Raw genomic sequence first — 22,469 nt, 5'->3', positions numbered from 1 at the left:
ACTGGATATACTCTGTTCAGTAATTCTCGTATTTTATGTACCAAACTCACTACCTCCTGCTCTATTTCTAACAAGCACGACAATCATTTCAGGTAGAGGCGCATCCGTAACAATCCCTTTTTTTTAACTCGCTCTCCTCTTTAGTGAAATGAGGAAGAGGTGCTATAAACTTGAGTAACGATACTATTTTAAATAATCACTGGCTACTTTAATATCAAACATCCCACTCTTTTTTAAGAACTGGAAAAGTAAGTGGAGATGTCCGCTACCATATAAAACGAAAATTCGTTCCTCATCTGAATCAATCAAGTTAACTAAGTTTTTATAGATTAACAGATTGCGGTAGTACCAATACTTCGCAGTCCACGTGGCCCCAACTGGATCCCCTTCACTCTCTACTAGAGCCAGCTTCATATAGAATTCCTGTCCTCTTCCTATATTCTCGGAGTCATTAAGCCATAGCAAATAATCTTTCAGTGTATGGTTATGTAGATATGTATTGTATTCAGCTATTAAGCGTTTTCCAATTCTCGTCACTTCTTTGAACGCAGCGGAACTCTTCCCATCATCAATATCTGGAGTGTCTTTTTGAGCCTCGTTCCAATCGACGGGGTATACCTGGTTGAGATTACACTCCCCCGCTAAACGGAAACCGATTTGATCAATCTCATTAACCTTTAGTGGATAACTTCCATTGATATAAGAAGCATATTGCGCATTTAATTCTTCCTCATTTTCTTTTAGGACCTCTAAAGCTACTTTCGTTGGTTCGAATTGCTTTAGACAGTTAATGATTTCTCTAATTTCGTTTTGCCTTTCATTCGATAAGATATCCACTTTGCCCGTACTAAACAGATCGACGTTACCTTGATCAGAAAAATGGTCCGTTCCAAGTAATAGGATCGTTGGCTTCATACTAACAACTTCCCTTCTAAGCTCTTTAATCATATTCCAACCCACATTAACAAAACATTCTGATATATTATATTATGATTGAGCTATCTCTTTTAACGTTGACCTTCTCTAGCACCCAATAGTTTAAGTGTAATAGTACACAAATATTATTGTTTCACTGTTTATTTGGCTTCAAGTTCTTTAATTCTTTTTTCCAGTTTTTCTACTTTCGAAAATGCAAACAATGCAATGCTTGCACCACCTGCTGCAAGAGAAAACGCCAAAATTAACATAGTCTCCATACCCATATCACCTCGTATCATTAAAGATTAACCTTTCAATATCCTTATTGAATTCTACAGCCTCGTTAGCAAAATAGGTGCTGCAAGTCCCCAAAGCTCCTTGCTCCACTAAAGCACCCGATCGTTAATTAGAAACTATTTTTTTGTTGATTTATTTAAACAGTAGTTTGTTCTAGAAGGTTCTCTAAAGCATTTTCCATTGATAATGTTGAATTTTGATTTATAGTATCTGTAAAAAGCTCCCTTAATTGTCTAGCAGAAGCTTCTAACTTTTCTCTAGTAATTTTATTTGGGTAAGTGGAAAGATATGCTTTGATGAAAGATGGTTCTAATGTGTTATACGCTTTAAGTTGATGAAGTTTTTTCTTCTCATTCAATGCTTGTACAGTTAGGGTGTAATCTCTCATTTGTTCTAGCATTTTCAGAGCATATATTAAGTTATTTCGTTTCAGCTCTTTTTCAAAACTCAAGAAACAATAAACAAATTCAAATGAAATATCAAATCCTAATCGATATTTCTCAGGATTATCCTTAAACTTTTTATTTTCAACATTCATTTTCTCAGTTACTAAGCCAGTTTTATCTGTAATGACTTTCCATAAAGGAGACCTTACAGTTAATAAATCCCTAGGTACGATGGAGACATTAAATTCTAAATGGTTTTCCATTATTGCAATAATAAGAAATATTTCTTCACTAAATTGCTTTTCTTTGATGTATAGAGAATTAAAATCATTGAAGGTCTGATAAGCAAACCTTTTGGTCACTTCTGCATCCTTTATTTCAGAAGTAGCAATCATTAAATCGATATCAGAGTGTTCATCTGTATATCCAACCACTCCAGAACCTAATTGGATAATACCTTCCACCAATTTAGAAGCTTCTAATTTCTCAATAATATTATCAAAAAAAGAATTTCTTTCTTCAGAACTATACATGACCCACTCTCCTTTTTACTACCTTGCACTTTATTAAAAATAAGACTAGTCCTCTCTTAACATTACTAAAACGTTAATGTAAGAAACGAATACTCTTCTTTAATGATCGCGACTGTTTATTGGAAATTCCTTACATAAGATTACCATTAAAGCATTTTTCACAAATAAACTTACCTTCATTTCTTAGATACGCCTTTATTTCAGTGAAACCTTTTCGCTTAGGGTAGCGCATTTTCACATAAACAACGTCATCACTTTTTATTTCTTTTTGACAATACGTGCATTTAGGTTTATCCCACAACATAATAAAACCTCCAGATAACATCTGATTAACTTCTATACGAAGGGATTCTATGAAAAGTTTCTTCAATTTCTATGTCCAAGTGATCTTTAACATTAGCACCCTTTAGTTGAATAAAAACAAGATTATCTCTTTGAAAACTTACAAATGCAAACCTCCGTTTGATAGTGAAAGCTTACCTTTTCATTTTTTGATATTTTAAGAATAAATGATGGAGTTCTTCTACAAATTCTTTATAGCTTCCTGTTCTGTTAAGAAGCGATTGCTTTTCTTCAAAAAACGCACCCGTTAACAATAGAAGCAACCATTCATTTGACCAATCTACTTCTTCTTGTTATTTAGGAAGAACAAATGATTGGTCACGAACTACTACTGTTTCAGGCATAAAACATATTAAAGTATTACTATTATCTAAATTTTTAAAACGCTGGTCCCATTCTTCTATTTCAGTACCTAAGTAACGAGAAATTAACTGGTTAGCTATGACCTTATCAAAAGGTTCTACGGTTGCTGTACCTCTAAAACCTGCATGTAAAAAAAGTCCATTGTGCTGATTGTAATCTACTATTCCAATCGCACATTTCGGATTTTCCTTTATTCTATCTGGAAATGTATCTGAAGCTGTTCCTATTATCCAAATCTTATCATCTTTCCAATAAAACCAAACGGGTGAATCTCTCGGTGCATCCTCTACAACTGTTGATAAATGAGCTACTAAAGGCTTGGCAAGAAGATTTTCTAAATTAAAACTTTTACCTGTATCTTTAATAATTTTCATCATGACCTCCTGATTAATCATTTTGGTCTGTTAGTTTAAGAACAATATTTCACATAACCTAAATTTATTTTAGCATAAAATACCAATTACCTGTTTAGACACATTCATCACACAAGCCGATATAAAACGACAGGAAAATTCCATAATAAAAAGCCCGCCTTCTCTAGCAAATCAAGAAGTTGAGCTGTTCTGTTCCTTCTCATTTACACTTCAGCTGCATTAGGCCTCCAGAACGAAATGGTTCTATGTCAATTCAAAATTAGGGTGCTTGTCCTTTTAATTAAACACCATCATAGCCGTAACTCCATAAATAACAAATGAAACGATCCACATCGTTATAGAAAGGAGAAAAGACGCTATTATTGCACTAATGGTTAAGTGTAAGAAGAGACTAACCATAATTACCACAGAGACAAGCTCCTTGGGCGTGAAGAAATGCCAGTGCATCCACTTTATGGTCCCCCCCTTAGTCCTCGAACATATATAAAAAATGCCATCCTTTTTATATAAAGGATAGCTCAATAATGCTGACTAGAGTGCTTAAGATATTCTATAAAACAAGTTTGTTTGTCATCAGATAAGGAGTAGTAAATAATAAACCTCATGTGTTTTCAGCAATTACTCACTCCCTTTTAAAAATCACAATTACTCAACAAACTGGACTGTTTATTGAACATCATTTAACCATGGCTCTTCCACTATCCCGCCACGTTAATAAAAAAAGCGATTGCTCTTGTTCGACAATTGCACTCGTTAGTTGCAAGAATAGTGCCCATAACCATAAAAGATCCACGTACATTAGTAAATACTAATATATGTGGCTCTTTTCATTCTGTTATTTCTCTTCAAGTTCAGCAAGATTGACTTCTTTCCAATCTTTTTTCTTATCGCTAAGCTGTTTATCATAATAGTTTGACTTTCTTTCTCCGGCTTCTAAATTAGTTATCACCCAAGAGCTATTACGTTTCTCAATCGTTACTTTTCCATTAGTAGCATAAGCCGGAATTATAAATTGATAATTAACTTCTTTATCTCCATCGTCTTTATTGCTTTTGAAGTAGTATGTGGTGACTTTTCTTTTGTACGTATCCACTAAATGTTTTGGTACGTGTTTGGTTTGATCTTTCAGTTCCTCATTTGTCAAACTGTCTGTTAATTCACTAGCTTCTTCAAAATCTTGCTCTTGCACCCATATTGCGTGGGAGAAATTAAAGAATAAGTCTTCTGGCGTAATCTTCTCAGAACAACCTTGTAGCATAACAATAGTAAGCAAGGATATTAGAACCACTACCTTGTTCATCTTTTCAGCTCCTTTAAATAGATGGAGATTTACACAGACTCTTTTTTCTTCTTCCACTAACCTGCTCCGTTAATGAAAGAAGCGATTTCTTTTGTTCAGCAATCGCATTCTTTAGTTCAAACTACTTTTATTAAAGAAAATAATTTCTTATTTCCTTCCAACTATTCACTCTGTAATAACCAGTTTCCGAAGAATTATAAGGTGAATTAAATAGTATCCCTTTACCCTTAAATCGCTTAAAGTGTTTAGGGTTGTCATCAATGAGATAATCTGCATTAACGATACTTTTATCACCACAAAAAACAAAGTTATTCTTATTTAAAAAACTAAAATTGCCTTTTAACCATTTATATTTGGAGGTGAAAGATGTCGGGATTTCCATAGCAGCCGTAACAATAAAGATTTCGTAAAATTGACTTAATTCTTTTAGAACCTCCTGACTGTCTTCCATTACCTCTAAATCACAAAAAAAATTGGGTTCACTTAAAATGTTCATAATTTCTACTTGTAAATTAGGGCGTATTTCTGTTAAGTATTTACCTTGCAAGTCTTGAATTGAAATATCCTCATTGAACCTTTCATTAAAGACTTCTATGTGTTTAGACAAAGGGTCTGCTATCACATCGTCCATATCTACTGCTATTCTTTCCATAATCATTCCACCCGCCAATCGTTATTTAACATTATGATCCATTAATGAAGAAGCGACTGCTCTTGTTCACCAAACGCACTCGATAGTTGAAAATTCAACTTCAAGATATAACGATCATTCACTTTATACTTTTAAGACGTTGGCGTGCGGTTTTAGAAGAATTTGTAATAGGTGTATGTCCTAGAGCTTTTGCTAACCCAAACCTCGGCATATTCCCATAAATTGACTCAAATTGACCAGGCTTAATTAAATAGGTTTCATGGTAAATTCCCACTGCATCAGTATCTTTAACTTTTTTATTAAAGTCGCTCCATGCTTTCAAGTGTTTATCTCCTTTTGCATATCTTAACAAATCCTCTTCTGATTCCCAGTATTGGACCATCAGTGTCGAACGAAAGTTGAAGAAATTCTCCATAGTTAGAAATCCTAAATCCTTGTTACTGAAAAGCTCTCTAACCATAGCTGGCATTGCTAAAAATACAGGAACCCATTTGTGTACTGCCCACCATTTATTTATACGCATACCAATTAGGAAGACAACAAATTCCCTTTCATCCCTATTATCAACAGTAAATCTACCCTTAAATACTTCTGCCCCCATCATTCTTCCTCCTTAAGATTCAGTAAAGTATCTTTTGTTTTTACACACCACTCAATAGCTGCATGGGTAGTACTAAGTCCATAATCTAGCGTAATAATCCAAAAAGGCGCATCCTTATGGTCACACGACTCTGTAAGAATCATTTCCTTAATACCTTCGTAGGTGTTATATCTCTCAAGAAGATTTTCATGATAGATTTCAATTTGCTTGATCGTTATGTGTTTGTCCTGTTGGCGGCTAAAAAATAGCTTTAGAAGTAACTCATTTTTCTCTACAGGAAGTTCTTGTACAGGTTGTTTTAACCATTGCTTCAGTGCTTCTTTTCCAGAAGAAGTTATATAATACTCTTTTTTATCAGGTCTTCCTTGCTGCGACGTGTACTTCACTTCTGCATAACCTTTATCCACTAACAACTTTAAAGCAGGATAAATTTGACCGTAGCTAATCTTCCAAAAATGGTTTAAGCTACCATCGATCATTTGCTTCATTGAATACCCAGTATGATACCCCGTTGTTAGAAGGCCAAGCAATGCATATTGTGTGTAATTTTTTTGAGCCATAGCATACTCCTATATATCTTTTTGATATATTCAATTTACCAAATATTCAAATAAATGTAAACGAAACAATTTAAACCCCAACAGGAATTTCTATTGAGGTTTACGCCGAGAGTATATAGTATTGTTCGGTCTATTGTTTTATTATTTCAAGTCTTTCAAATTACCCTCCATATCTAAAGAAGCAGTCGATGATCTTTAACAATCGCACACGATAGTATCATAAATGCTACTTATATTACCCTTAAAAGTACATCACAAATGCCAAAAAAAGCATAACAATTGCACCAAAAATATACTTATAGCCGCGCTTATCTTGGCGACCTTTGACGGTTTCAACTGCCGTTAGCGCACATGTAACAGATGCAAGGACTAGAACAATATAGATAGGTATATTGAAGTCCAAAAATAAATAAGATACAGAAAGTCCAAATACTAAGACTATAAGGATACTATTTACTCTTTTTAATATATTTATTTCTTCTCCCTCGTTAATGAAAGAAGCGGCTGCTCATATTCAACAATTGCACCCGTTAGTTGTAAAAGTATTGCTCATAACCATAAAAGAGCCACGTACATTAGTAAATACTAATATATGTTGCTCTTTTCTTTCTGTTATTTCTCTTCAAGTTCAGCAAGATTGACTTCTTTCCAATCTTTTTCTTTGTCGCTAAGCTGTTTAACATCATTCTTTGACTTTATTCCTTTTGCTTCTACCTTCGTTATAATCCAAGAGCTATTACGTTTCTCCATTGTTACTTTTCCATTCGTGGCATACTCTGGAATTATAAAATGATAATTAATTTTTTTATCTCCATCGTCTTTATTGCTTTTGAAGTAGTATGTGGTAACTTTTCTTTTGTACGTATCCACTAAATGTTTTGGTACGTGTTTGGTTTTATCCTTTAGTTCTTCACTTGTCAAACTGTCTGTTAATTCACTAGCCTTTTCAAAATCTTGCTCTTGAACCCATATTGCGTGAGAGAATTTAAAGAATAAGTCTTCAGGCGTGCTCTTCACAGAACAACCTTGGAGCATAAAAATAGAGAGTATGGAAATAAGAATAGCTTTCTTGTTCATCTTTTCAGCTCCTTTAAATAAATAGAGATTTACACACACTCTTTTTTTCTACTTCCACTACCCTGCCTCATTAACACAATAGGAGCTGCCGCATCGACAACTCCATATTTCACTATTGCACCCTATACTTGAAGAGTTGAAATCAAGATATCTAGTTTAAATTTCGTTAATTAGACCAAAAACATAATGATCTACATATTCGTCGTACAATAATTCTGACTTTTCAAGACATCCTTCTTTTGTAAAACCTAACCTATGTGGGATGGCTAAACTTTTTTCATTCTCAGTTGCTACTCGTATTTCTATACGCTTAAGTTCAAGTTCATTAAAGCAATAGTTTATGACTTCTTGACACGACTTTGTCATTAACCCTTTTCCTTGAAAAGAATCCCCAAGCCAGTAACCTAAGGAAGTAGATTTATTTGACCAATTAATAGTATGTAACCCTACGATCCCTGCTAATTCTCCTTTATACCAGATCCCCGCCTGGAAGCCATCATTGTTACAGAATTGCTTTAATGCCCCCTCAATAAATCCCTTAGAGTTCTCTACTGTCTTTGTACGATCAACCCAAGGTAACCATTTACGTAGATTATTCCTTGAGGTATCAGTGAGTTGAAATAGTTCTTCAGCATGACGTACTTCTAGTAAACGAAGTTCAGTCTCTTCGTTGATTTTATATTTAAACATTTAATATTCCCCTTTCGTTTTTATAGCTTAGAGAACGATTCTCTTCTTGGATAATCGCACCCGTTTGTTGAATAAGGAAACTTTCATCGGTATTGCCCCACTAAATTTCCAAACCATTAAATGACTACGCCTGTCCCAGCTGGATTCACATGAAAAAGTAGTTCATTTTGTAGCACAACATAATGTTTTGTACTCCTACCGTACTACTTAGGTAACTCTCAGCTTGTTATTGGTAATTATCTATATAGTTGCCATCATTGAAAATCTCTAGGGCTTTAATAGGTGTCCAATCTTCTGGTGTAAGCTCTGGGTATAATGTGAGGTATGATTGGACCATCTTATACCCCTCACTATAACCGTAAGAAGAAGGCAGTCCATTGCCACCCATGGATATTTCTAAAGCCCTATTTAGATTTACTGTATGAAGGTCATTTTCGATTTTTTCCCAATACTCTTTTTTATAATTTTCATCTATTGGGGTGTGGTCAATATCAGGATATGCCAACTTTTCAAACATGACGGCTTTCCCTTCAAAAACGATATTGTCTAAAACTGTGAATCGCTTATAGTTCTTTAAGTATTTCTCCGTCCAACCACTATGATGGTATTCGTGGGAAATTGCTGCTTTAATTAAATTATCATCATAATATTGGTTGTATAGAACTATGATTTTCCCAGCTCCAACTGTAAACATAGGTACTGTTGTAATGGTAGTCGGAAATACACACACTGCCGTTTCCTTTTCAGTTGGAAGAAGATTAGATGATTTGATTAACGCTTGCTTTATGGTTTCCTCAACTTGTTTTTCCTCAATTTCTTCACTCAGTGTAGTCAGAGGTGTGTAAACACTTGGTGTCGAATGAAGGATAGAATCCGCCATATACTGATATTCTGCGTTCGCAAAACAATCTTGGTATACGGGATCAATGACCACTTCTTTGTACACATCCAACTCTGAACGTTCGGTGTTCTTTTCTATTTTTTCTCTTAAACCTTCAAAAAGCTTATCGGCTCTCACAATTTTAAACTCTTGATTTGTTTGAGGGTTTTCAAATGATAAAACAAGACTATCTTTCCCCACTTCTTTTCCACCCGCTACTGCTTCTCCCTCATTCGTTTGTGAACAAGCACATAAAAGAAGTAGCGTTAGTACAGTAGCTAATCCCATAATTCTCTTATTTATTAAAAAGACCTCCCTTATTTAAATCCCTTCGCTTTAAAAATTCCATTATCACGATGCACCTTAATTAAAAGGACAGTTCTTCTTCCCTAAACTGCCTCTTTAATACAATAGGAGCCACCGCATCGACAACTCCTTATTTCACTATTACATTCGTTAGTTGCAGAGCATAGTCATACATATAATCATAAATTAAACCTTTCAGAAATTATCTTAGCTACTTCCATAGCACTCAAGTTGGTATTATTTATTTTTATGTAATTTTCTTTTTTAATCTCACCCTCGTTGGAGTTCAACCTATGTTTTTTCATTGTTTCCTTTAGTTCTTTTTCTGACCATTCAATGTTTCTTTTTGTAGGCTTGTGTTCAAGTCGGTGAGGATTTTTATTTCGTTCAAGTCTCTCGTCAATATCCGCTTCTAATTCAACTAAATATATACTTGAACCCTTACTCTCAAAAATTTCACATATCTTCTCTACAAAGTCCCAATCCTCTTGTTGATCAAATGCCCACACATAAGTAAATATCAGCCCTGCCTCTTCACTCTCAGCTACCGCCTTAAATATTTCCGTCCTAAATAGAGTTGATAATCTCCACATTTCTGGACCAAATCCGAAATATGGTTGTAGGAATTCTATGGTCATATGGTTGTGAAACAATTTCAATTCAGTAACCTTTTCAAGTTCTTGCCCAATTGTCATTTTACCAACTGCTTGAGGTCCAAATAGAAGTACAAATTTCATAAATTTCCTCCATAAATAATTTCGATTATCATTTGTTGTCAATAATTATTCTTCCACAAATGACCTGCCGCGTTAATGAAAGAAGCGACGCTCATATTCAACAATCGCACCCGTTACTTCAAGAAGAGCTTAGCTTATATTAGCTGAAAACCCTTGCATTTTGGTTATTAAAGATTCCATTTTTCAAATGCTTCTTCTATTATTTCAGCATCAGGCATAAAAGGAATAGTGTGATACGACCAATCTAAAAATCCAGTTTTGCTTGCTTGAGTCAGAAAGGCTTTTTCAAATTCATTATTTACATAAGTCTTAGTTAAAAACATATGATTCCCTGTATAACTAACTAAAATCTCAACATCCTCTTTGCCTACAGTGCTTTGTTCACTTTCTTCCCTGTCTTCATTGATGTCATTTATATAAACACCAGCATCATTAAGGATGGGTGTTTGGGTTCTTAAATATATTGAATCCCAATTAGAATTAAGTAAGAAAATACCTATAATCGCCAAGGATAATAATAAAAATTTTTTCTTTTGTTTCAAACATAATCCCTCCTTTACTCTTATTTGAATTTTACTGCCGCGTTAGTTTAAGTACAACCCTTCGCAAACTCACCATATATTTTAACATAATATAACAATTAACTACTTAGATTTAGGAAATCAATATATAACAGCATTCTAATTCACATAGGAAATAGCACAATAACAACAGCTGTTATCATTGTGCTATTTGGAGCGTATTCGTCTGATAAATCAAATGTTACTATCAAATAACTCTTGAGATATAAGATAAAAAAAAGAGACCAAATCCTATTCGATTTGGTCTCCTGATTAGGCTACTTTTCCGTAGGTTTCTCCACCAAAATGGAATGACTTACGATACACGCGACTTCACTTATAAACATTTACTTCTTATTCGCTTGTCTTCCACTCTTTTTTTGACTCTGATGTTTTGAATTTCCCTTTTGCATATCTTCAGCCAATTCTGCTTCGTATTTTTTATTCTTTTTAGCAATTTCAGCGGTTTTCTGATTGTGTTTGGATGGGCCTTTTTGGGACATGTTCATCTACTCCTTTTAGAAAGTTATGCATAGTATGCCTCAGTTGTGGAGTAGATATGTTCGTTCCTTCGCTTTCATCCGTTACAATGGAAGAAATAAGTTATAAGAAGGTGATGTAATGGCCGTAAGTAAAATAGCGATCGTAACAGGAGCGAATACAGGCATGGGGTTTGCTACAACTGTAGCCTTAATAAAGAGAGGGTTCTTTGTTATCATGGCTTGTCGAAGCAACGAGCGAGGGCTATATGCACTGCAGAAAGCTAAGGATGAAAGCAATTCAGATCAAGCAGATTACATACAATGTGATTTAGGTTCGCTCCAAAGTATCCGCGATTTTATTCGAGAATTTCGAAGTCGTTTTGATTATTTAGATGTTCTCATAAACAACGCAGGTGTTGTGAACACTAAGCGAATAGAGACTACGGATGGATTTGAAGGCATGATGGGGATCAATCACCTCGGACATTTCTTACTGACTAACCTGTTACTTGAACCTCTACAAAATGCTAAACAAGGACGTATTGTGGTTGTATCTTCTGGCGCCTATAAAGCTGGTAAGATTCACTTGGATAACCCCCACCTACACAACCAGTTCAGTGTCATCAAAGGATATGGTCAATCTAAACTCGCTAACCTGTTGTTCACACGCGAATTAGCGAGGAGGTTACAAGGGACGTCCATCACAGTAAACGCGATCCACCCAGGGGCCGTCAGCACGAGCCTTGGAGTCAGTCGCGAAACAGGATTTGGGAGTACCATTCACAAGTTACTTCGTCCTTTCTTCCAAACACCTGCAGAAGGTGCGGACACTGCTATTTATTTAGCAACGGACCCTAATGTGACATTGAGTGGAGCGTATTATTACAAACGAAACCCGACACCGTTAAAGAAGAATGCCAAAGATGATGAAGTAGCAAAACGTTTATGGGAATGGAGCGAAAAAGAAGTTCACCTAAAATAAAGGGGAACTCCATAGCGGAAGTTCCCCAGTAAACATTATTTAGTTGAACGTTCTACATACGGATAAATCGGATCCTTTAAGTGGAACTCGTATGTTTCTCCGTCTACGATTCCAACTACTTTGTTACTATCGTAAAGATCTAGTAAGAAATGAGCCATTTCTTTTGCAGTATGGTACTGAGGCACGTTTCCTTCGTAAGATATATCTTCTACATCAAACGAGCGCTTCATAAATTCTGTTTCTGTAGCTGCAGGAGCAAGTACTTTCGCTCTCATCTTAGCGCCTTTTCCTTGAAGCTCTTGAGCCAAACCTTCTGTAAATGCACTCACATAAAACTTGGTTGAACAATAGGTCACAGCGCCACCAACAATATTGTACCCACCGGCTGATGAGATATTTAAGAGCTGCGTTCCTTCTTGATTTTCATAATCACGCACAAACAATGTTGAAAGAACCGTTAGCGCTTCAACATTCAGACGAAGCATTTTTTGAATTTTATCAAGATCTTGTTCTGCTACTGGATCAAAGTTCCCAAATCCAGCATTGTTCACAAATGTCTCTAACGTGTACGTCTTGAGGTCTTCATAAAAGGCGTGAACATTTTCAGGCTCAGCTAGATCAGCTGACTTAATGACCACATCTACATTGTGCTGTTGTTGGATCTCTGACTTTAGCTCTTCTAATTTCTCTTCGCGACGAGCGACTAGAATAAGGTCCTTTCCTCGTTCCGCGAATGCAATTGCTGCTTCATAACCAATTCCTGAACTTGCTCCAGTAATAACTGTATATGCCATACATGATCCTCCTCTTTATTATGTGATACACTATAAGCCTACTCGTTAAAGTGCACTTGAAGTCAAGCATTCATGCGCGAGGTATATGCTAAGGAGGATTTTCAATGTATTCCATAAGCCAAGTAGCAGAGAAATTAAACATCAAACCTCATACGCTTCGTTATTATGAGCAAGAAGGCATTTTAGAATCTAATCGAAATCATGCCGGCGTACGAAACTATACAGAACAACAGGTCAAGTGGCTTCGTTTTGTCCTGAAACTACGCGAAACCCATATGCCTGTTTCAAGCATTCAAGAATATGTAAAGCTCATGCAAGAAGGTGAGCATACGGCTAATGAACGCCTGCAATTATTAGAAGATCATCGTGCGTCTATCCAGCAACAAATAAGAGAACTGCAAGATACAGAACAGATGCTTGAGAAAAAAGTATCCACTTATAAGGACATGATTGGTAACGAAGTTCATCCTTCTATTTCTTCGTATATAAAATAATAGCCACAATCATAAGGACCATACCCGAAACCCGAGACCAGTCCAGGGGAATCTGCTTCATTCCAAGCCATCCAAAGTGATCAATCAAGGAGCTCGCAATCAATTGCGCTGAGATCAGTGTGAAGATTGCAGCTCCTACCCCTATTCGCGGGACAGCCAGAACCATTGTAGATACGAAGAAAGCCCCGAGTACTCCACCAATTAACTGCCACTTCGGCACAGAAAATACTTGCACAATATTACCTTTACCAAAGAAAAGCATAACCAAAAACAGCGTTACAGCTCCGACTAAAAAGGAGACAAATGCTCCTTCAAATACACCTATCTTTTGGCCTAAGCCTCCGTTAACAGAAGACTGAACAGCCACACCGATACCGCCCACAAACACCATAAGCATCACTAAAAACTGCATATATGAAACCTCCTCATCTGTCCAATCTAATGATTATTTATAAAGGCAATATGCTTATTATTTCAGAACATCAAATATTCCACAATTAATAGGTTCCACACAAAAGCCACCCGATCGTTTGGGTGGCTTTTTCATAATGCTCAGTTAATGTTTATTGTTGATTTCATTTGTTCCATATACCTTATATGGAAGACACGAAGCTGAGACACTTTTGTGTAAATAAAGCCGTTACGTTCTTTGAGTGCTTAGGGTGTCTAAGGGAAACATTCCCTGAGTTTCGAGTCTTCTCTTATAATAAAATAACGAGATCAAAGTTTAACAGAACCATTTATTAAAAGGTCTTCAATTGATCGAAAGGATAAAACCGCAAGAAAACTTGACCTACAAGGTGGTCAACCGGGATTGTCCCCACTGCCCGGCTATCGTGACTGTTATTACGATTATCCCCCATTACGAACACATGCCCTACTGGTACAACTACTTTCTCAAAAGAACTAAGCATCTCTTCTTTAATGTATGCCTCTTCAAGGACCTTACCATTTCGATAGAGATCCCCATTTTTATACTCGATCGTGTCGCCAGGCTCTCCGATTACGCGTTTCACCCAATAGTTGTCTTGATTTTTATCACCAAAAACCATATTTACGACCGGACTTTCAAGAAGCTTGTCCTTTACGGTACGTTCTTCATCTAAACGGTTATCGACAACGACCACATCCTTATATTCAGGTTGTTGGCCAAGGGTGTAGGCACCTTTAAATACCCATAGTCGATCCCCTTTCATGTCTCCTTCTTTAAGGTCCATTCCATCTAAAGTCGGTTCCATAGATTCTCCACTTACTTTAAACGGTTGCAATAGAAACGTAGTAATCGCAACAGAAAAAACAAGCACAAATACAATAACCTTGCTCCAACTAAATATTTCTTGTGCAATGTGTTTTATACTCATAAATAAATCCCTTTCGTTTGTTAAATAGTCTGCATATTGGAAGCTGTATCATTTACCTTTTACTATACTTACGACGACAAAGGAGAAAAGTTCCCCCTTTTTAAACTTTAGGTGTCCTTTTAATAACGAGCTATTCAACCATATTCTTCTGTACGTAAATAATCATACCAACGTGCGCTATAGCTATGAGCGGGACTAATATGCCCATAACCGCAGGAAGCTGAGATCGAGGAGTTAATACCCCTGAAACAATCAGAACAAGGCCGGTGGATAAATCTAAGTGGCCAACTAACTTGGATAACCTTTCCTTATCTCGAACTCGACGCTGGTTGAACCCACTTAGCAACCATGTATGCTTCTTTATACCAACCATATAAGCAAACAACAATAAAATGATTCCAATAGCTAAAGGACCCTCATTCAAATACATCGAACCATTCCTTTCCTATAGAAGCAACTTTGCATGCAAACTCATATGATAGATGAAAGTAATACTGCTTCTGCTTGAAAAATGAAGATTACCTACATCTCAATAGCTCCATATAAACGCTGCACTTCGACATCTTGCCCATTCAACCAATCCGGTAATCGAAAATCTAATCCCGTTGAGCCTCGGGCAATCGTGGTGACGACCCTACTCTCTTGAAATGAATAAGAAAATGTATGTAGTGTTCCAAACAATTTGTCATACTCTGTAAAAAATAAAGCGGAAGCAGGATCGGAAAACATTTGAAACAGCTTTTCACGACTTAACGCTTCTTTTTCATACTGTTGTAAATAATGCTCTCGCTTTAGAGATCCTTCTATACTAGGTCTGTTCTTGTCTTTCATATTTGGTTGCTTAAAGTTGTTAAAACATGAAAGAAACTCTTTATCCCGACGTATACTGACTCCTTTTGGACTTACTTCCACAACTGCGAAATTACCCGGGTCACCAAGCGAGAAATTGTAACAGGCTACATGAGGGATATCTTTTAAGAGATTGATAGCCTCTTCAACAGATGAACACGTATCTAAAATGATCCGCACCGTAGTCCAGGCTGATAATCCTTTCGCGTAATGAGTATTGCTCACGAAGTGAAGACCAACTACTACCCCTTTTTCGTTGACTCCGTCGTGTCGTCCAATACCTTGAAGGTTGTAACCTGCTGAGGCAAAACCCTGGTTTGATTTAATTATGCTGAAAATACCATCATAAAATTCAGGGGAAAAATCGTAATTTCGTACATAGAAAGAGTTTGTCACATAAGCCGTACAGCCCATGGCAGCCACTTTCGGAACATCGTATCCGCTAAACAAAGATGCAGCCTTTTTTGCCGGTATCTGTAGCGTTTCCCCCAATCCCTCTAACTCTTCTAATAGATGGGGAGCAAATTGAAAAAAAACATCCTTCATACTTTCATAATCAATGCTATCTTTTGTGATGCTCTCTAGCATCTCGATCTTCCTTCGCTCTTTTAGAAGCTCAGCTGTTCTAACCCCAATTGAGTGGTGATTCTTTTTCATTTGCAAAACATCAACGTTGAACGGATTCATATATATCCACCCCCCTAATTACACAACAGTATACCATACCATTTTATTCCACGAGTAATGGTAGCCATATTCTCGGGAAGACTCTTCTATTCTCGAAGGTTTCAATACATATTTCGTAGATGAACTTGTTTAATGATTTGTTTGATGATTTATTCTTAAATTGTGATACTATATCACATAGACTATTTCCATTGTTTAAAAAGGAGATTCATATGAACCATCAAAAGGAAACTTCTAAAGATAGACGCAAACGTATGCGAGAAACGAACGGTAGAAAGTATTTAAAGGAAGATCATGAAGATTGGACTAGCGGTGATTATTTCAGTTTAGGTCATATAGTGGGAAGAATGGGGTGGAAAGGCACCGGTCTTTTAATCATTTTCATGATTGTCGGATATGCCATCTACATAATGGTATAAAAAAAAGACTGCCAAAGATGGCAGTCTTTTTTTTCGCAAGTAATAAATTACTTTTGAACGTTCGCAGCTTGTGGGCCACGGTTACCTTCAACGATTTCGAATGAAACCGTTTGGTTTTCTTCTAATGTTTTGAAGCCTTCGTCTTGAATAGCAGAGAAATGAACGAATACATCGTCTTGACCTTCTACTTCGATGAAACCGAAACCTTTTTCAGCGTTGAACCATTTAACTGTACCTTGTAACATAATTGTTACCTCCTGCGTGGATCAAGTCCACATTGTATTACTATTATTGCTCTGCATATTCATTCCAGACGAAAGTGACTTAATAGTTACTTTTTCTTTCACTCGTAAACGAACAAGAATAATTAATACCTACTATATCAGCTAAATGTAATTCCGTCAAGTGTAGCTACTAAACTATTTATAAACTTCTATTATTCATCCATACAAAAAGAAGAGCTACTCTCCCCTTCTAGGAGAATAGCTCTTCCTTAATCAATTACTAATTAAGACGGGAACCCAAGAATCGCTTTCTTCTCAAGATATTCTTCAATTCCATAATCGCCCCACTCACGACCAATACCTGATTGCTTATACCCGCCAAACGGTGCATTGAAATCATGGGAGGCATCATTTACCTTGATGCGTCCAGCACGGATGGATGTTGCAACTTTTCTAAGTGTTTCTGGGTCTTTACCATAAACGTAACCTGCTAGTCCATATACAACATCATTCCCTATTTCAATCGCATGATCGATGTTGTCATACGTAATAATACTCATAACAGGTCCAAAGATCTCCTCTTGTGCAATGACCATATCATTAGATACATCAGTGAAGATCGTTGGTTGAGCGTAATACCCTTTTTCTAAGCCTTCTGGAAGCCCTGTACCGCCGGCAATTAGATTTGCACCTTCTTCAATCCCTTTTTCAATATAGGATTGAACTGTGTCCCACTGCTTCTTGGATACAAGTGGTCCAACATAATTTCCTTCACGAGGATGACCCACTGGGAATTCAGGAAGCACATCTAATACTGCTTGTTCAAATTCTTCTTTCTTAGAAGCTGGAACAATCATTCGGGTAGCTGCAGAACAAACTTGCCCAGTGTTAGTGGCGATATTACTTACTGCATTTCGTGCAGCATCTTTCATATCCGCATCTTCCAGAACAATCAATGGAGATTTACCACCTAGTTCAAGAGCAACGTTTTTAATCGTTTCAGAAGCATTTTGCATTACTTTCGTTCCAACTCCAGCTGAACCTGTAAACGATACAAAGTCAATATCAGGGTGTGAGCTAATGCCATCACCAATCGTTTCGCCTGTACCGTTAACTAGGTTGAATGCACCCTTAGGCACGCCTACTTCATCAAAGATCTCTGCTAACATAATGGCAGCAAATGGCGTCATCTCAGAAGGTTTTAATACAACTGGGCTACCGGCTGCAAATGCGCTGGCAATTTTTGTTGAAGCTTGGTTTGTTGGGAAGTTCCATGGTGTGATTAACCCACTTACCCCAACAGATTCTTTAACTACCGTATGGTTACCGCGGTGTTCCATAAATTCAATATTTTTAAGAGATTCAGCCGCTTGAGCAAAATGATTATAACCCATGCTATAGTGTACCTTCTCAGAAATTTTAAGAGGTGCACCTAACTCATCCGTCATGACATCAATAAATTCATCTTTGCGTCGTGCATATGCTTCGGCTATGTTCTCAAGCATTTCAATGCGTTCTTCTTTAGAAGTTTGAGAGAAACTTGGAAAAGCATCGCGAGCTGCTTGAACAGCTTTATTCAGGTCTTCCTTCGTTCCTAAACTAATTTGACCCATTGGTTCTTCCGTTGCAGGGTTAATAACGTTATATGTGTCATTACCAGTTGATTCAACCCACTCACCGTTAATGTAGTGTTTTAAGTTCGTACGCATATTCAAATTCTCCTTTATAAAAAAATTGTATTTGTAAAAAGTTGTATAGTTTTGCTTACGTAGTCATGTATTACCGCTTATGCTCAAAACGAAACATCTCGAATCGAAAGCAGTTTTTTTGAGGTTGTTTCCGATTGCGCTTACACTATTGGTATAGAAAGGATGATTAAATTGGCACAAGAAGTTAAAGGAAAAGTTGCCTACATTACAGGGGCAGGTAGTGGTATTGGTCGAGCCACAGCGATTCAATTTGCTAAAGAAGGCATTCACCTTGGACTTATAGCAAGAACAGAAAGTAAATTGAAGGAAGTTAGAGACATAGTTACTTCATATGGGGTGAAAGCTAGCTATGCTAGAGCAGATATTGCTAGCCTTGATCAAGTAGAAGAAGCCGTGGAGCTATTAAATGAACAAGTTGGTCCAGCCGATATTTTAGTGAATAACGCTGCGATAGGATTAAATGGATCGTTCCTAGAATTAGAACCAGATGAATGGAAGCGCACGTTTGAAGTAAACGTTTTCGGTACCTATCATGTTACAAGAACGGTTCTCCCACATATGATGGAGAAAAACCAGGGAGACATTGTAAACATTTCTTCAAGCAACGGTTTAAAAGGAACAGCGGGCTCTACTTCCTATAGCGCATCGAAGTTTGCTATCCAGGGTATGACTGAAGCCCTTATGCAAGAAGTTCGCCGCCAAAACATACGAGTCTTCACGTTAAACCCAAGTCTCGTCGCCACTGAACTAGCCTTTGGTGACAAGCTTGAGGAACAAGACAAAGAAAAATACATGCAACCTGAAGACATTGCTGAATACATGGTTAGCCAGTTAAAGCTGCACCCTCGCATCTTTATAAAACAATCCCTGCAATGGGCAACAAATCCGTTTTAATAGTAGAACATGCATGCGCAAGGCCCAGGGATCATCTGTTTGTAACTTCTTACCGAAGGGTACATAAGGTATAAATTGTTTAAGGAGGCGTCCTAATGGATTTCGATCATTTAGTTGTTTTAGCAAAATCTCCTGAGAAATCTCAACAGGATATGAAAGGTAAGCATGGTATTCGAGGAGAAAAAGGTGGGGAACACAAACAATGGGGCACATACAACCATTTAGCGTTCTTTGAGAATGGTGCTTACATAGAATGGATTGGAATTACAGATTATGATACAGCATCAGATTCCGATAATCCATTAATCAAACAAACTGTCCAAGCACATGACAAGGATGTAGAAGGTCCTTTTACATTTGCACTCAGAACATCACAAATGGATCAACTTATTGAGCATTGGGAAGCCGAAAATCTTGACTATCAAGGACCTTTCGAAGGAAACAGAACGACTCCAGACGGACGCCAATTGAGCTGGCGTATGTTGTTCCCAAATGCCGAAAGCTCCTCCCCCCTTCCTTTTATCATTGAATGGAAAGGTGAACAGAATAAGCCTAGTAACCCTGAAGATCTAAATTCATTGCCATTTAAAACGATTCACGTTGGTGTGGAGGATCTAGAAGCTGCTCTTCACCAATGGACTTTATTCTATCAGTTAGGTGAACCTGAGCATTCACACGACTTAGCCGGAAACCCCGCCTACGAATGGAAGTTAGGAAATGGAAAACTGTCATTATCAGAGGGGAACGGAGTAAACGCGAAATTCGGAAGTATAAACCTTTAATAGATGTGAAAACCATACTATTTTCTTAGGGTAAGTAGTTCAGTTTTGGAGAACAATAACGAAAATGTAACATAAAATGAGCGTTGAATTGCATAGCAATTCAACGCTCATTTTTCTTCAACCATCACACCCATTAACTGCAGCATAATGATCTTTTATCCTTTCTCTAATGTTTGAAATATGTAATCAACCTTTTCTTCTATCTCAACGTTGTAGCTATTAGCAGTAAAAACAAGGATAAAGTTATCTGTATATAAACTATTAACACCATAAGGAAATTCTGCTTCGGCAAACAATGTTGTTAGTTTACCAACAATCCTGTCCTTCTTACTGCCAAAGTCGAATAGAAGATAAACAGTTCCTCCATTAAACTCATAATGTTTTTCGTCAGAACCAGCAAAAGTGAATGCTTTTGACTTCTCTTTTTTCTCATTTAAAATAATACCTGTCTCTTGGAATTCACTTAGTATTGGCTTCACTATTGATTCTATATGTGAATTTGAATTACATGCCGAAAGAATTATTATTGAAAAGAACATAATGCTCCTAAAAATTCTTTTAATGATTATTCTCCCCTATTATTTATCAAATTTGCTCATAGGATTACATTTACAATCTTCTCGTAAAAGACGTCAAAGTAACACCTCCAAATTAAACTTCTTGTTCAACAATCACTACCTTTAGTTGAAGAATATAAAGTTATTCATTTGGTAACTGAAGTTTCACGTTATACATAGTATCTTCCCTATAATCCCAATACCGGCCTTCAACATCTAAATTCATCACTTTTTTGTAGTAACCTATTTCAAGTAGTGTTTCATTCCCATTTTTAAACTGTAATTCGAAATCAGGTGATTCAAAATTCATATTTGCTGTGGAACCTGTTTTAGCATGATCTAAGTTCTTTACAAGTTCATCGATAAATTCTTTTTCACCAATAGTAGAGACCAATTCTTCACTGTTCCATTCATACACCTCAATACTGAAAACTTCTTTATTTAAATTAAGGTTATTATTTTGACAGCCTAGTAAGACGAAAGAAAATAACAGGAATACAGAAGCTGATTTAGCTTTTAACAACAAACTTGCCCCCTTTCAACTTCATCGACAACTACTTTTCACTCTCCCACCCCATTATTATTTAATAGGTTTGGTAAAAAGAGCTGATCTCCTTATTAAAAGAAAGCACTCTTAAGTGACGTATCACATTCAGCAAAATTTAATGTTACTTATAGTTATTTTTATTTTATAGATATCGTTATCCATTAGTTGCTTCTGGCTTTAACTCTACGTTCCACAATAAATCCAACTACCAAGCCGATAACTATAGGAAGTATTGCAATATTCGCATCGAAAAACACGCCATTTTCTAACGGTTCGTTTAGTACGAATGAAAACCTAAAAAGAGATACATTAAATAGGTTTCCAATCCAATATAAAAGAGCCATCGTGCCAACTGATGATAATAAAGGAAGCCATATTTTTCTCATATAACACCTCTCTCAATACTTTTTATGGAATACACCTGCTCCTTTAATGAAAGACAGAATGCGCAAAATTTACACCAAGAGGAAAGATGGCTCTTTCTTGTTCACTTAACGAGTCCATCAAACTCCCATTATTAAAGAGAAATAGTTAATAAAAGCAAACCACCCTAAAGAAGCCAAACTTAATGTGAGTACAGTTAATGACAAGTAAGGGTGATAGCCTTTCCTTTGTTTCGAACGGATTAAGAATAGTACGGAGCCTCCTATACTTACAACAAAAATAATCCCCAAGATCCCATTAATAATATTCGAAAACCTAATTCCTAAACTAATAAGTACATTGATTAAATAAAATAGGTTAACCAATAAGGATAAAGCTAATACCGTTTTTATCTTCATAATACCTCCATACCTAAGTTCAATAATTCTATAGTCACTTAATCAATTCCAACCATTTCAATTCAATCTATCAATCAACTGATCCGAACAGAATTCTAGGTTATTGAGCGATTCTTTTTCTTTGTTGATAACATATAGACAACAACAGCAATAAGCAGTAAAAATCCTAAATTAATGAAGCGATAAATTAGAGCCACCCCATCAAATATATCTAGTACACCGTGTATTAGTACAGTAAAGAAAATGAAATACATTATTATGTTTTTCATAATACTCCTCCTTTTTTCTTCACATTCATTTTAGCATGAAATCCCAATATATTCCTATTCA

General features: G+C 36.4%; 31 protein-coding genes. 5 read left to right on the top strand and 26 right to left on the bottom strand.

Going from position 1 to position 22,469, the window contains the following annotated elements:
• Window positions 1-183: 183 nt before the first annotated feature.
• From IEW76_RS17910 to IEW76_RS17850, 15 genes are all read right to left on the bottom strand, one after another.
• On the bottom strand, window positions 184-915 hold the full coding sequence (locus tag IEW76_RS17910; RefSeq protein ID WP_188655800.1) for a DUF5694 domain-containing protein: 732 nt from the start codon (window positions 913-915) through the stop codon (window positions 184-186).
• Window positions 916-1,351: 436 nt separating this feature from the next.
• The gene (locus IEW76_RS17905) at window positions 1,352-2,134 is read right to left on the bottom strand and encodes an aminoglycoside 6-adenylyltransferase (protein WP_188655799.1); all 783 of its coding nucleotides are present in this window, start codon (window positions 2,132-2,134) and stop codon (window positions 1,352-1,354) included.
• 130 nt (window positions 2,135-2,264) lie between these two features.
• Window positions 2,265-2,438, bottom strand: coding sequence for a Fe3+ hydroxamate ABC transporter substrate-binding protein (locus IEW76_RS20880; protein WP_229721296.1), 174 nt, complete (start codon window positions 2,436-2,438; stop codon window positions 2,265-2,267).
• A 331-nt stretch (window positions 2,439-2,769) separates the two neighbouring features.
• Window positions 2,770-3,216, bottom strand: coding sequence for a pyridoxamine 5'-phosphate oxidase family protein (locus IEW76_RS17900; protein WP_229721295.1), 447 nt, complete (start codon window positions 3,214-3,216; stop codon window positions 2,770-2,772).
• Window positions 3,217-3,489: 273 nt separating this feature from the next.
• The gene (locus IEW76_RS20995; RefSeq protein WP_268235080.1) at window positions 3,490-3,621 is read right to left on the bottom strand and encodes a hypothetical protein; all 132 of its coding nucleotides are present in this window, start codon (window positions 3,619-3,621) and stop codon (window positions 3,490-3,492) included.
• Window positions 3,622-4,048: 427 nt separating this feature from the next.
• A complete protein-coding gene (locus tag IEW76_RS17895; protein WP_188655798.1) occupies window positions 4,049-4,513 on the bottom strand; it encodes a hypothetical protein in 465 nt (154 codons plus the stop codon).
• 130 nt (window positions 4,514-4,643) lie between these two features.
• Window positions 4,644-5,165 (bottom strand): 5' nucleotidase, NT5C type, encoded by a 522-nt coding sequence (locus IEW76_RS17890; RefSeq protein ID WP_188655797.1) that lies wholly within the window; start codon window positions 5,163-5,165, stop codon window positions 4,644-4,646.
• Between the two features lie 118 nt (window positions 5,166-5,283).
• Window positions 5,284-5,766: a DUF4188 domain-containing protein gene (locus IEW76_RS17885; RefSeq protein WP_188655796.1), complete on the bottom strand. Its 483-nt coding sequence runs from the start codon at window positions 5,764-5,766 to the stop codon at window positions 5,284-5,286.
• Window positions 5,766-6,326: a PadR family transcriptional regulator gene (locus IEW76_RS17880; protein WP_188655795.1), complete on the bottom strand. Its 561-nt coding sequence runs from the start codon at window positions 6,324-6,326 to the stop codon at window positions 5,766-5,768. The genes IEW76_RS17885 and IEW76_RS17880 overlap by 1 nt, the downstream gene beginning before the upstream one ends.
• Window positions 6,327-6,938: 612 nt before the next feature.
• The gene (locus IEW76_RS17875) at window positions 6,939-7,403 is read right to left on the bottom strand and encodes a hypothetical protein (protein ID WP_188655794.1); all 465 of its coding nucleotides are present in this window, start codon (window positions 7,401-7,403) and stop codon (window positions 6,939-6,941) included.
• 156 nt (window positions 7,404-7,559) lie between these two features.
• Window positions 7,560-8,093, bottom strand: coding sequence for a GNAT family N-acetyltransferase (locus tag IEW76_RS17870; RefSeq protein ID WP_188655793.1), 534 nt, complete (start codon window positions 8,091-8,093; stop codon window positions 7,560-7,562).
• A gap of 226 nt (window positions 8,094-8,319) precedes the next feature.
• A complete protein-coding gene (locus IEW76_RS17865; protein ID WP_229721294.1) occupies window positions 8,320-9,174 on the bottom strand; it encodes a DUF2268 domain-containing putative Zn-dependent protease in 855 nt (284 codons plus the stop codon).
• Between the two features lie 284 nt (window positions 9,175-9,458).
• Window positions 9,459-10,016 (bottom strand): DEAD/DEAH box helicase family protein, encoded by a 558-nt coding sequence (locus tag IEW76_RS17860; RefSeq protein WP_026798841.1) that lies wholly within the window; start codon window positions 10,014-10,016, stop codon window positions 9,459-9,461.
• 167 nt (window positions 10,017-10,183) lie between these two features.
• Complete coding sequence (locus tag IEW76_RS17855) at window positions 10,184-10,558, bottom strand: hypothetical protein (protein ID WP_188655791.1); 375 nt, start codon at window positions 10,556-10,558, stop codon at window positions 10,184-10,186.
• Window positions 10,559-10,923: 365 nt separating this feature from the next.
• On the bottom strand, window positions 10,924-11,079 hold the full coding sequence (locus tag IEW76_RS17850; RefSeq protein WP_188655790.1) for a hypothetical protein: 156 nt from the start codon (window positions 11,077-11,079) through the stop codon (window positions 10,924-10,926).
• A 118-nt stretch (window positions 11,080-11,197) separates the two neighbouring features.
• Between IEW76_RS17850 and IEW76_RS17845 the strand changes: the two genes are divergently transcribed.
• Window positions 11,198-12,040 carry an SDR family oxidoreductase gene (locus tag IEW76_RS17845; RefSeq protein WP_188655789.1) on the top strand — a complete coding sequence of 281 codons (843 nt, stop codon included), beginning with the start codon at window positions 11,198-11,200 and terminating at the stop codon, window positions 12,038-12,040.
• Between the two features lie 35 nt (window positions 12,041-12,075).
• Here IEW76_RS17845 and IEW76_RS17840 read toward each other — a convergent pair whose 3' ends face one another.
• Window positions 12,076-12,834 (bottom strand): SDR family NAD(P)-dependent oxidoreductase, encoded by a 759-nt coding sequence (locus IEW76_RS17840; protein WP_188655788.1) that lies wholly within the window; start codon window positions 12,832-12,834, stop codon window positions 12,076-12,078.
• A 104-nt stretch (window positions 12,835-12,938) separates the two neighbouring features.
• On the opposite strand from IEW76_RS17840, the gene IEW76_RS17835 reads away from it, so the two are divergent.
• Complete coding sequence (locus IEW76_RS17835; RefSeq protein WP_188655787.1) at window positions 12,939-13,328, top strand: MerR family transcriptional regulator; 390 nt, start codon at window positions 12,939-12,941, stop codon at window positions 13,326-13,328.
• On the opposite strand, the gene IEW76_RS17830 is transcribed toward IEW76_RS17835, so the two are convergent.
• The 4 genes from IEW76_RS17830 to IEW76_RS17815 all read right to left on the bottom strand — a co-directional run bounded on the left by IEW76_RS17830 (window position 13,306) and on the right by IEW76_RS17815 (window position 16,225).
• Entirely contained in the window at window positions 13,306-13,740 is a 435-nt protein-coding gene (locus IEW76_RS17830) for a DMT family transporter (RefSeq protein ID WP_188655786.1), read from the bottom strand. The genes IEW76_RS17835 and IEW76_RS17830 overlap by 23 nt on opposite strands.
• Before the next feature lie 331 nt (window positions 13,741-14,071).
• Window positions 14,072-14,689 (bottom strand): signal peptidase I, encoded by a 618-nt coding sequence (gene lepB / locus IEW76_RS17825; RefSeq protein ID WP_188655785.1) that lies wholly within the window; start codon window positions 14,687-14,689, stop codon window positions 14,072-14,074.
• Between the two features lie 130 nt (window positions 14,690-14,819).
• Complete coding sequence (locus IEW76_RS17820; RefSeq protein ID WP_188655784.1) at window positions 14,820-15,119, bottom strand: DUF3784 domain-containing protein; 300 nt, start codon at window positions 15,117-15,119, stop codon at window positions 14,820-14,822.
• 92 nt (window positions 15,120-15,211) lie between these two features.
• Window positions 15,212-16,225 (bottom strand): C45 family autoproteolytic acyltransferase/hydrolase, encoded by a 1,014-nt coding sequence (locus IEW76_RS17815; protein ID WP_188655783.1) that lies wholly within the window; start codon window positions 16,223-16,225, stop codon window positions 15,212-15,214.
• A 212-nt stretch (window positions 16,226-16,437) separates the two neighbouring features.
• Here IEW76_RS17815 and IEW76_RS17810 point away from each other — a divergent pair, with 212 nt between their 5' ends.
• The gene (locus IEW76_RS17810; RefSeq protein ID WP_188655782.1) at window positions 16,438-16,644 is read left to right on the top strand and encodes a DUF6366 family protein; all 207 of its coding nucleotides are present in this window, start codon (window positions 16,438-16,440) and stop codon (window positions 16,642-16,644) included.
• Window positions 16,645-16,691: 47 nt separating this feature from the next.
• On the opposite strand, the gene IEW76_RS17805 is transcribed toward IEW76_RS17810, so the two are convergent.
• Entirely contained in the window at window positions 16,692-16,889 is a 198-nt protein-coding gene (locus tag IEW76_RS17805; RefSeq protein ID WP_027446191.1) for a cold-shock protein, read from the bottom strand.
• A gap of 263 nt (window positions 16,890-17,152) precedes the next feature.
• Window positions 17,153-18,577 (bottom strand): aldehyde dehydrogenase family protein, encoded by a 1,425-nt coding sequence (locus IEW76_RS17800; protein WP_188655781.1) that lies wholly within the window; start codon window positions 18,575-18,577, stop codon window positions 17,153-17,155.
• Between the two features lie 171 nt (window positions 18,578-18,748).
• On the opposite strand from IEW76_RS17800, the gene IEW76_RS17795 reads away from it, so the two are divergent.
• Together IEW76_RS17795 and IEW76_RS17790 are read left to right on the top strand one after the other, a co-directional pair.
• A complete protein-coding gene (locus tag IEW76_RS17795; protein WP_188655780.1) occupies window positions 18,749-19,471 on the top strand; it encodes a 3-ketoacyl-ACP reductase in 723 nt (240 codons plus the stop codon).
• 95 nt (window positions 19,472-19,566) lie between these two features.
• Window positions 19,567-20,253, top strand: coding sequence for a VOC family protein (locus IEW76_RS17790; protein ID WP_188655779.1), 687 nt, complete (start codon window positions 19,567-19,569; stop codon window positions 20,251-20,253).
• A 155-nt stretch (window positions 20,254-20,408) separates the two neighbouring features.
• Here the strand turns inward: IEW76_RS17790 and IEW76_RS17785 are convergent, their stop codons facing one another.
• The 4 genes from IEW76_RS17785 to IEW76_RS17770 all read right to left on the bottom strand — a co-directional run bounded on the left by IEW76_RS17785 (window position 20,409) and on the right by IEW76_RS17770 (window position 22,139).
• Complete coding sequence (locus IEW76_RS17785) at window positions 20,409-20,732, bottom strand: hypothetical protein (RefSeq protein ID WP_188655778.1); 324 nt, start codon at window positions 20,730-20,732, stop codon at window positions 20,409-20,411.
• A gap of 220 nt (window positions 20,733-20,952) precedes the next feature.
• Window positions 20,953-21,336 (bottom strand): hypothetical protein, encoded by a 384-nt coding sequence (locus IEW76_RS17780; protein ID WP_188655777.1) that lies wholly within the window; start codon window positions 21,334-21,336, stop codon window positions 20,953-20,955.
• 182 nt (window positions 21,337-21,518) lie between these two features.
• A complete protein-coding gene (locus IEW76_RS17775; RefSeq protein ID WP_188655776.1) occupies window positions 21,519-21,743 on the bottom strand; it encodes a hypothetical protein in 225 nt (74 codons plus the stop codon).
• A 117-nt stretch (window positions 21,744-21,860) separates the two neighbouring features.
• A complete protein-coding gene (locus IEW76_RS17770) occupies window positions 21,861-22,139 on the bottom strand; it encodes a hypothetical protein (RefSeq protein WP_188655775.1) in 279 nt (92 codons plus the stop codon).
• Window positions 22,140-22,469: the final 330 nt, after the last annotated feature.

It is taken from the genome of Pontibacillus salipaludis, from assembly GCF_014642405.1.
Classification (GTDB): domain Bacteria; phylum Bacillota; class Bacilli; order Bacillales; family BH030062; genus Pontibacillus; species Pontibacillus salipaludis.
Note: the sequence above shows the minus strand (reverse complement) of the source record. Positions and strands in the feature narration are given on the sequence as shown.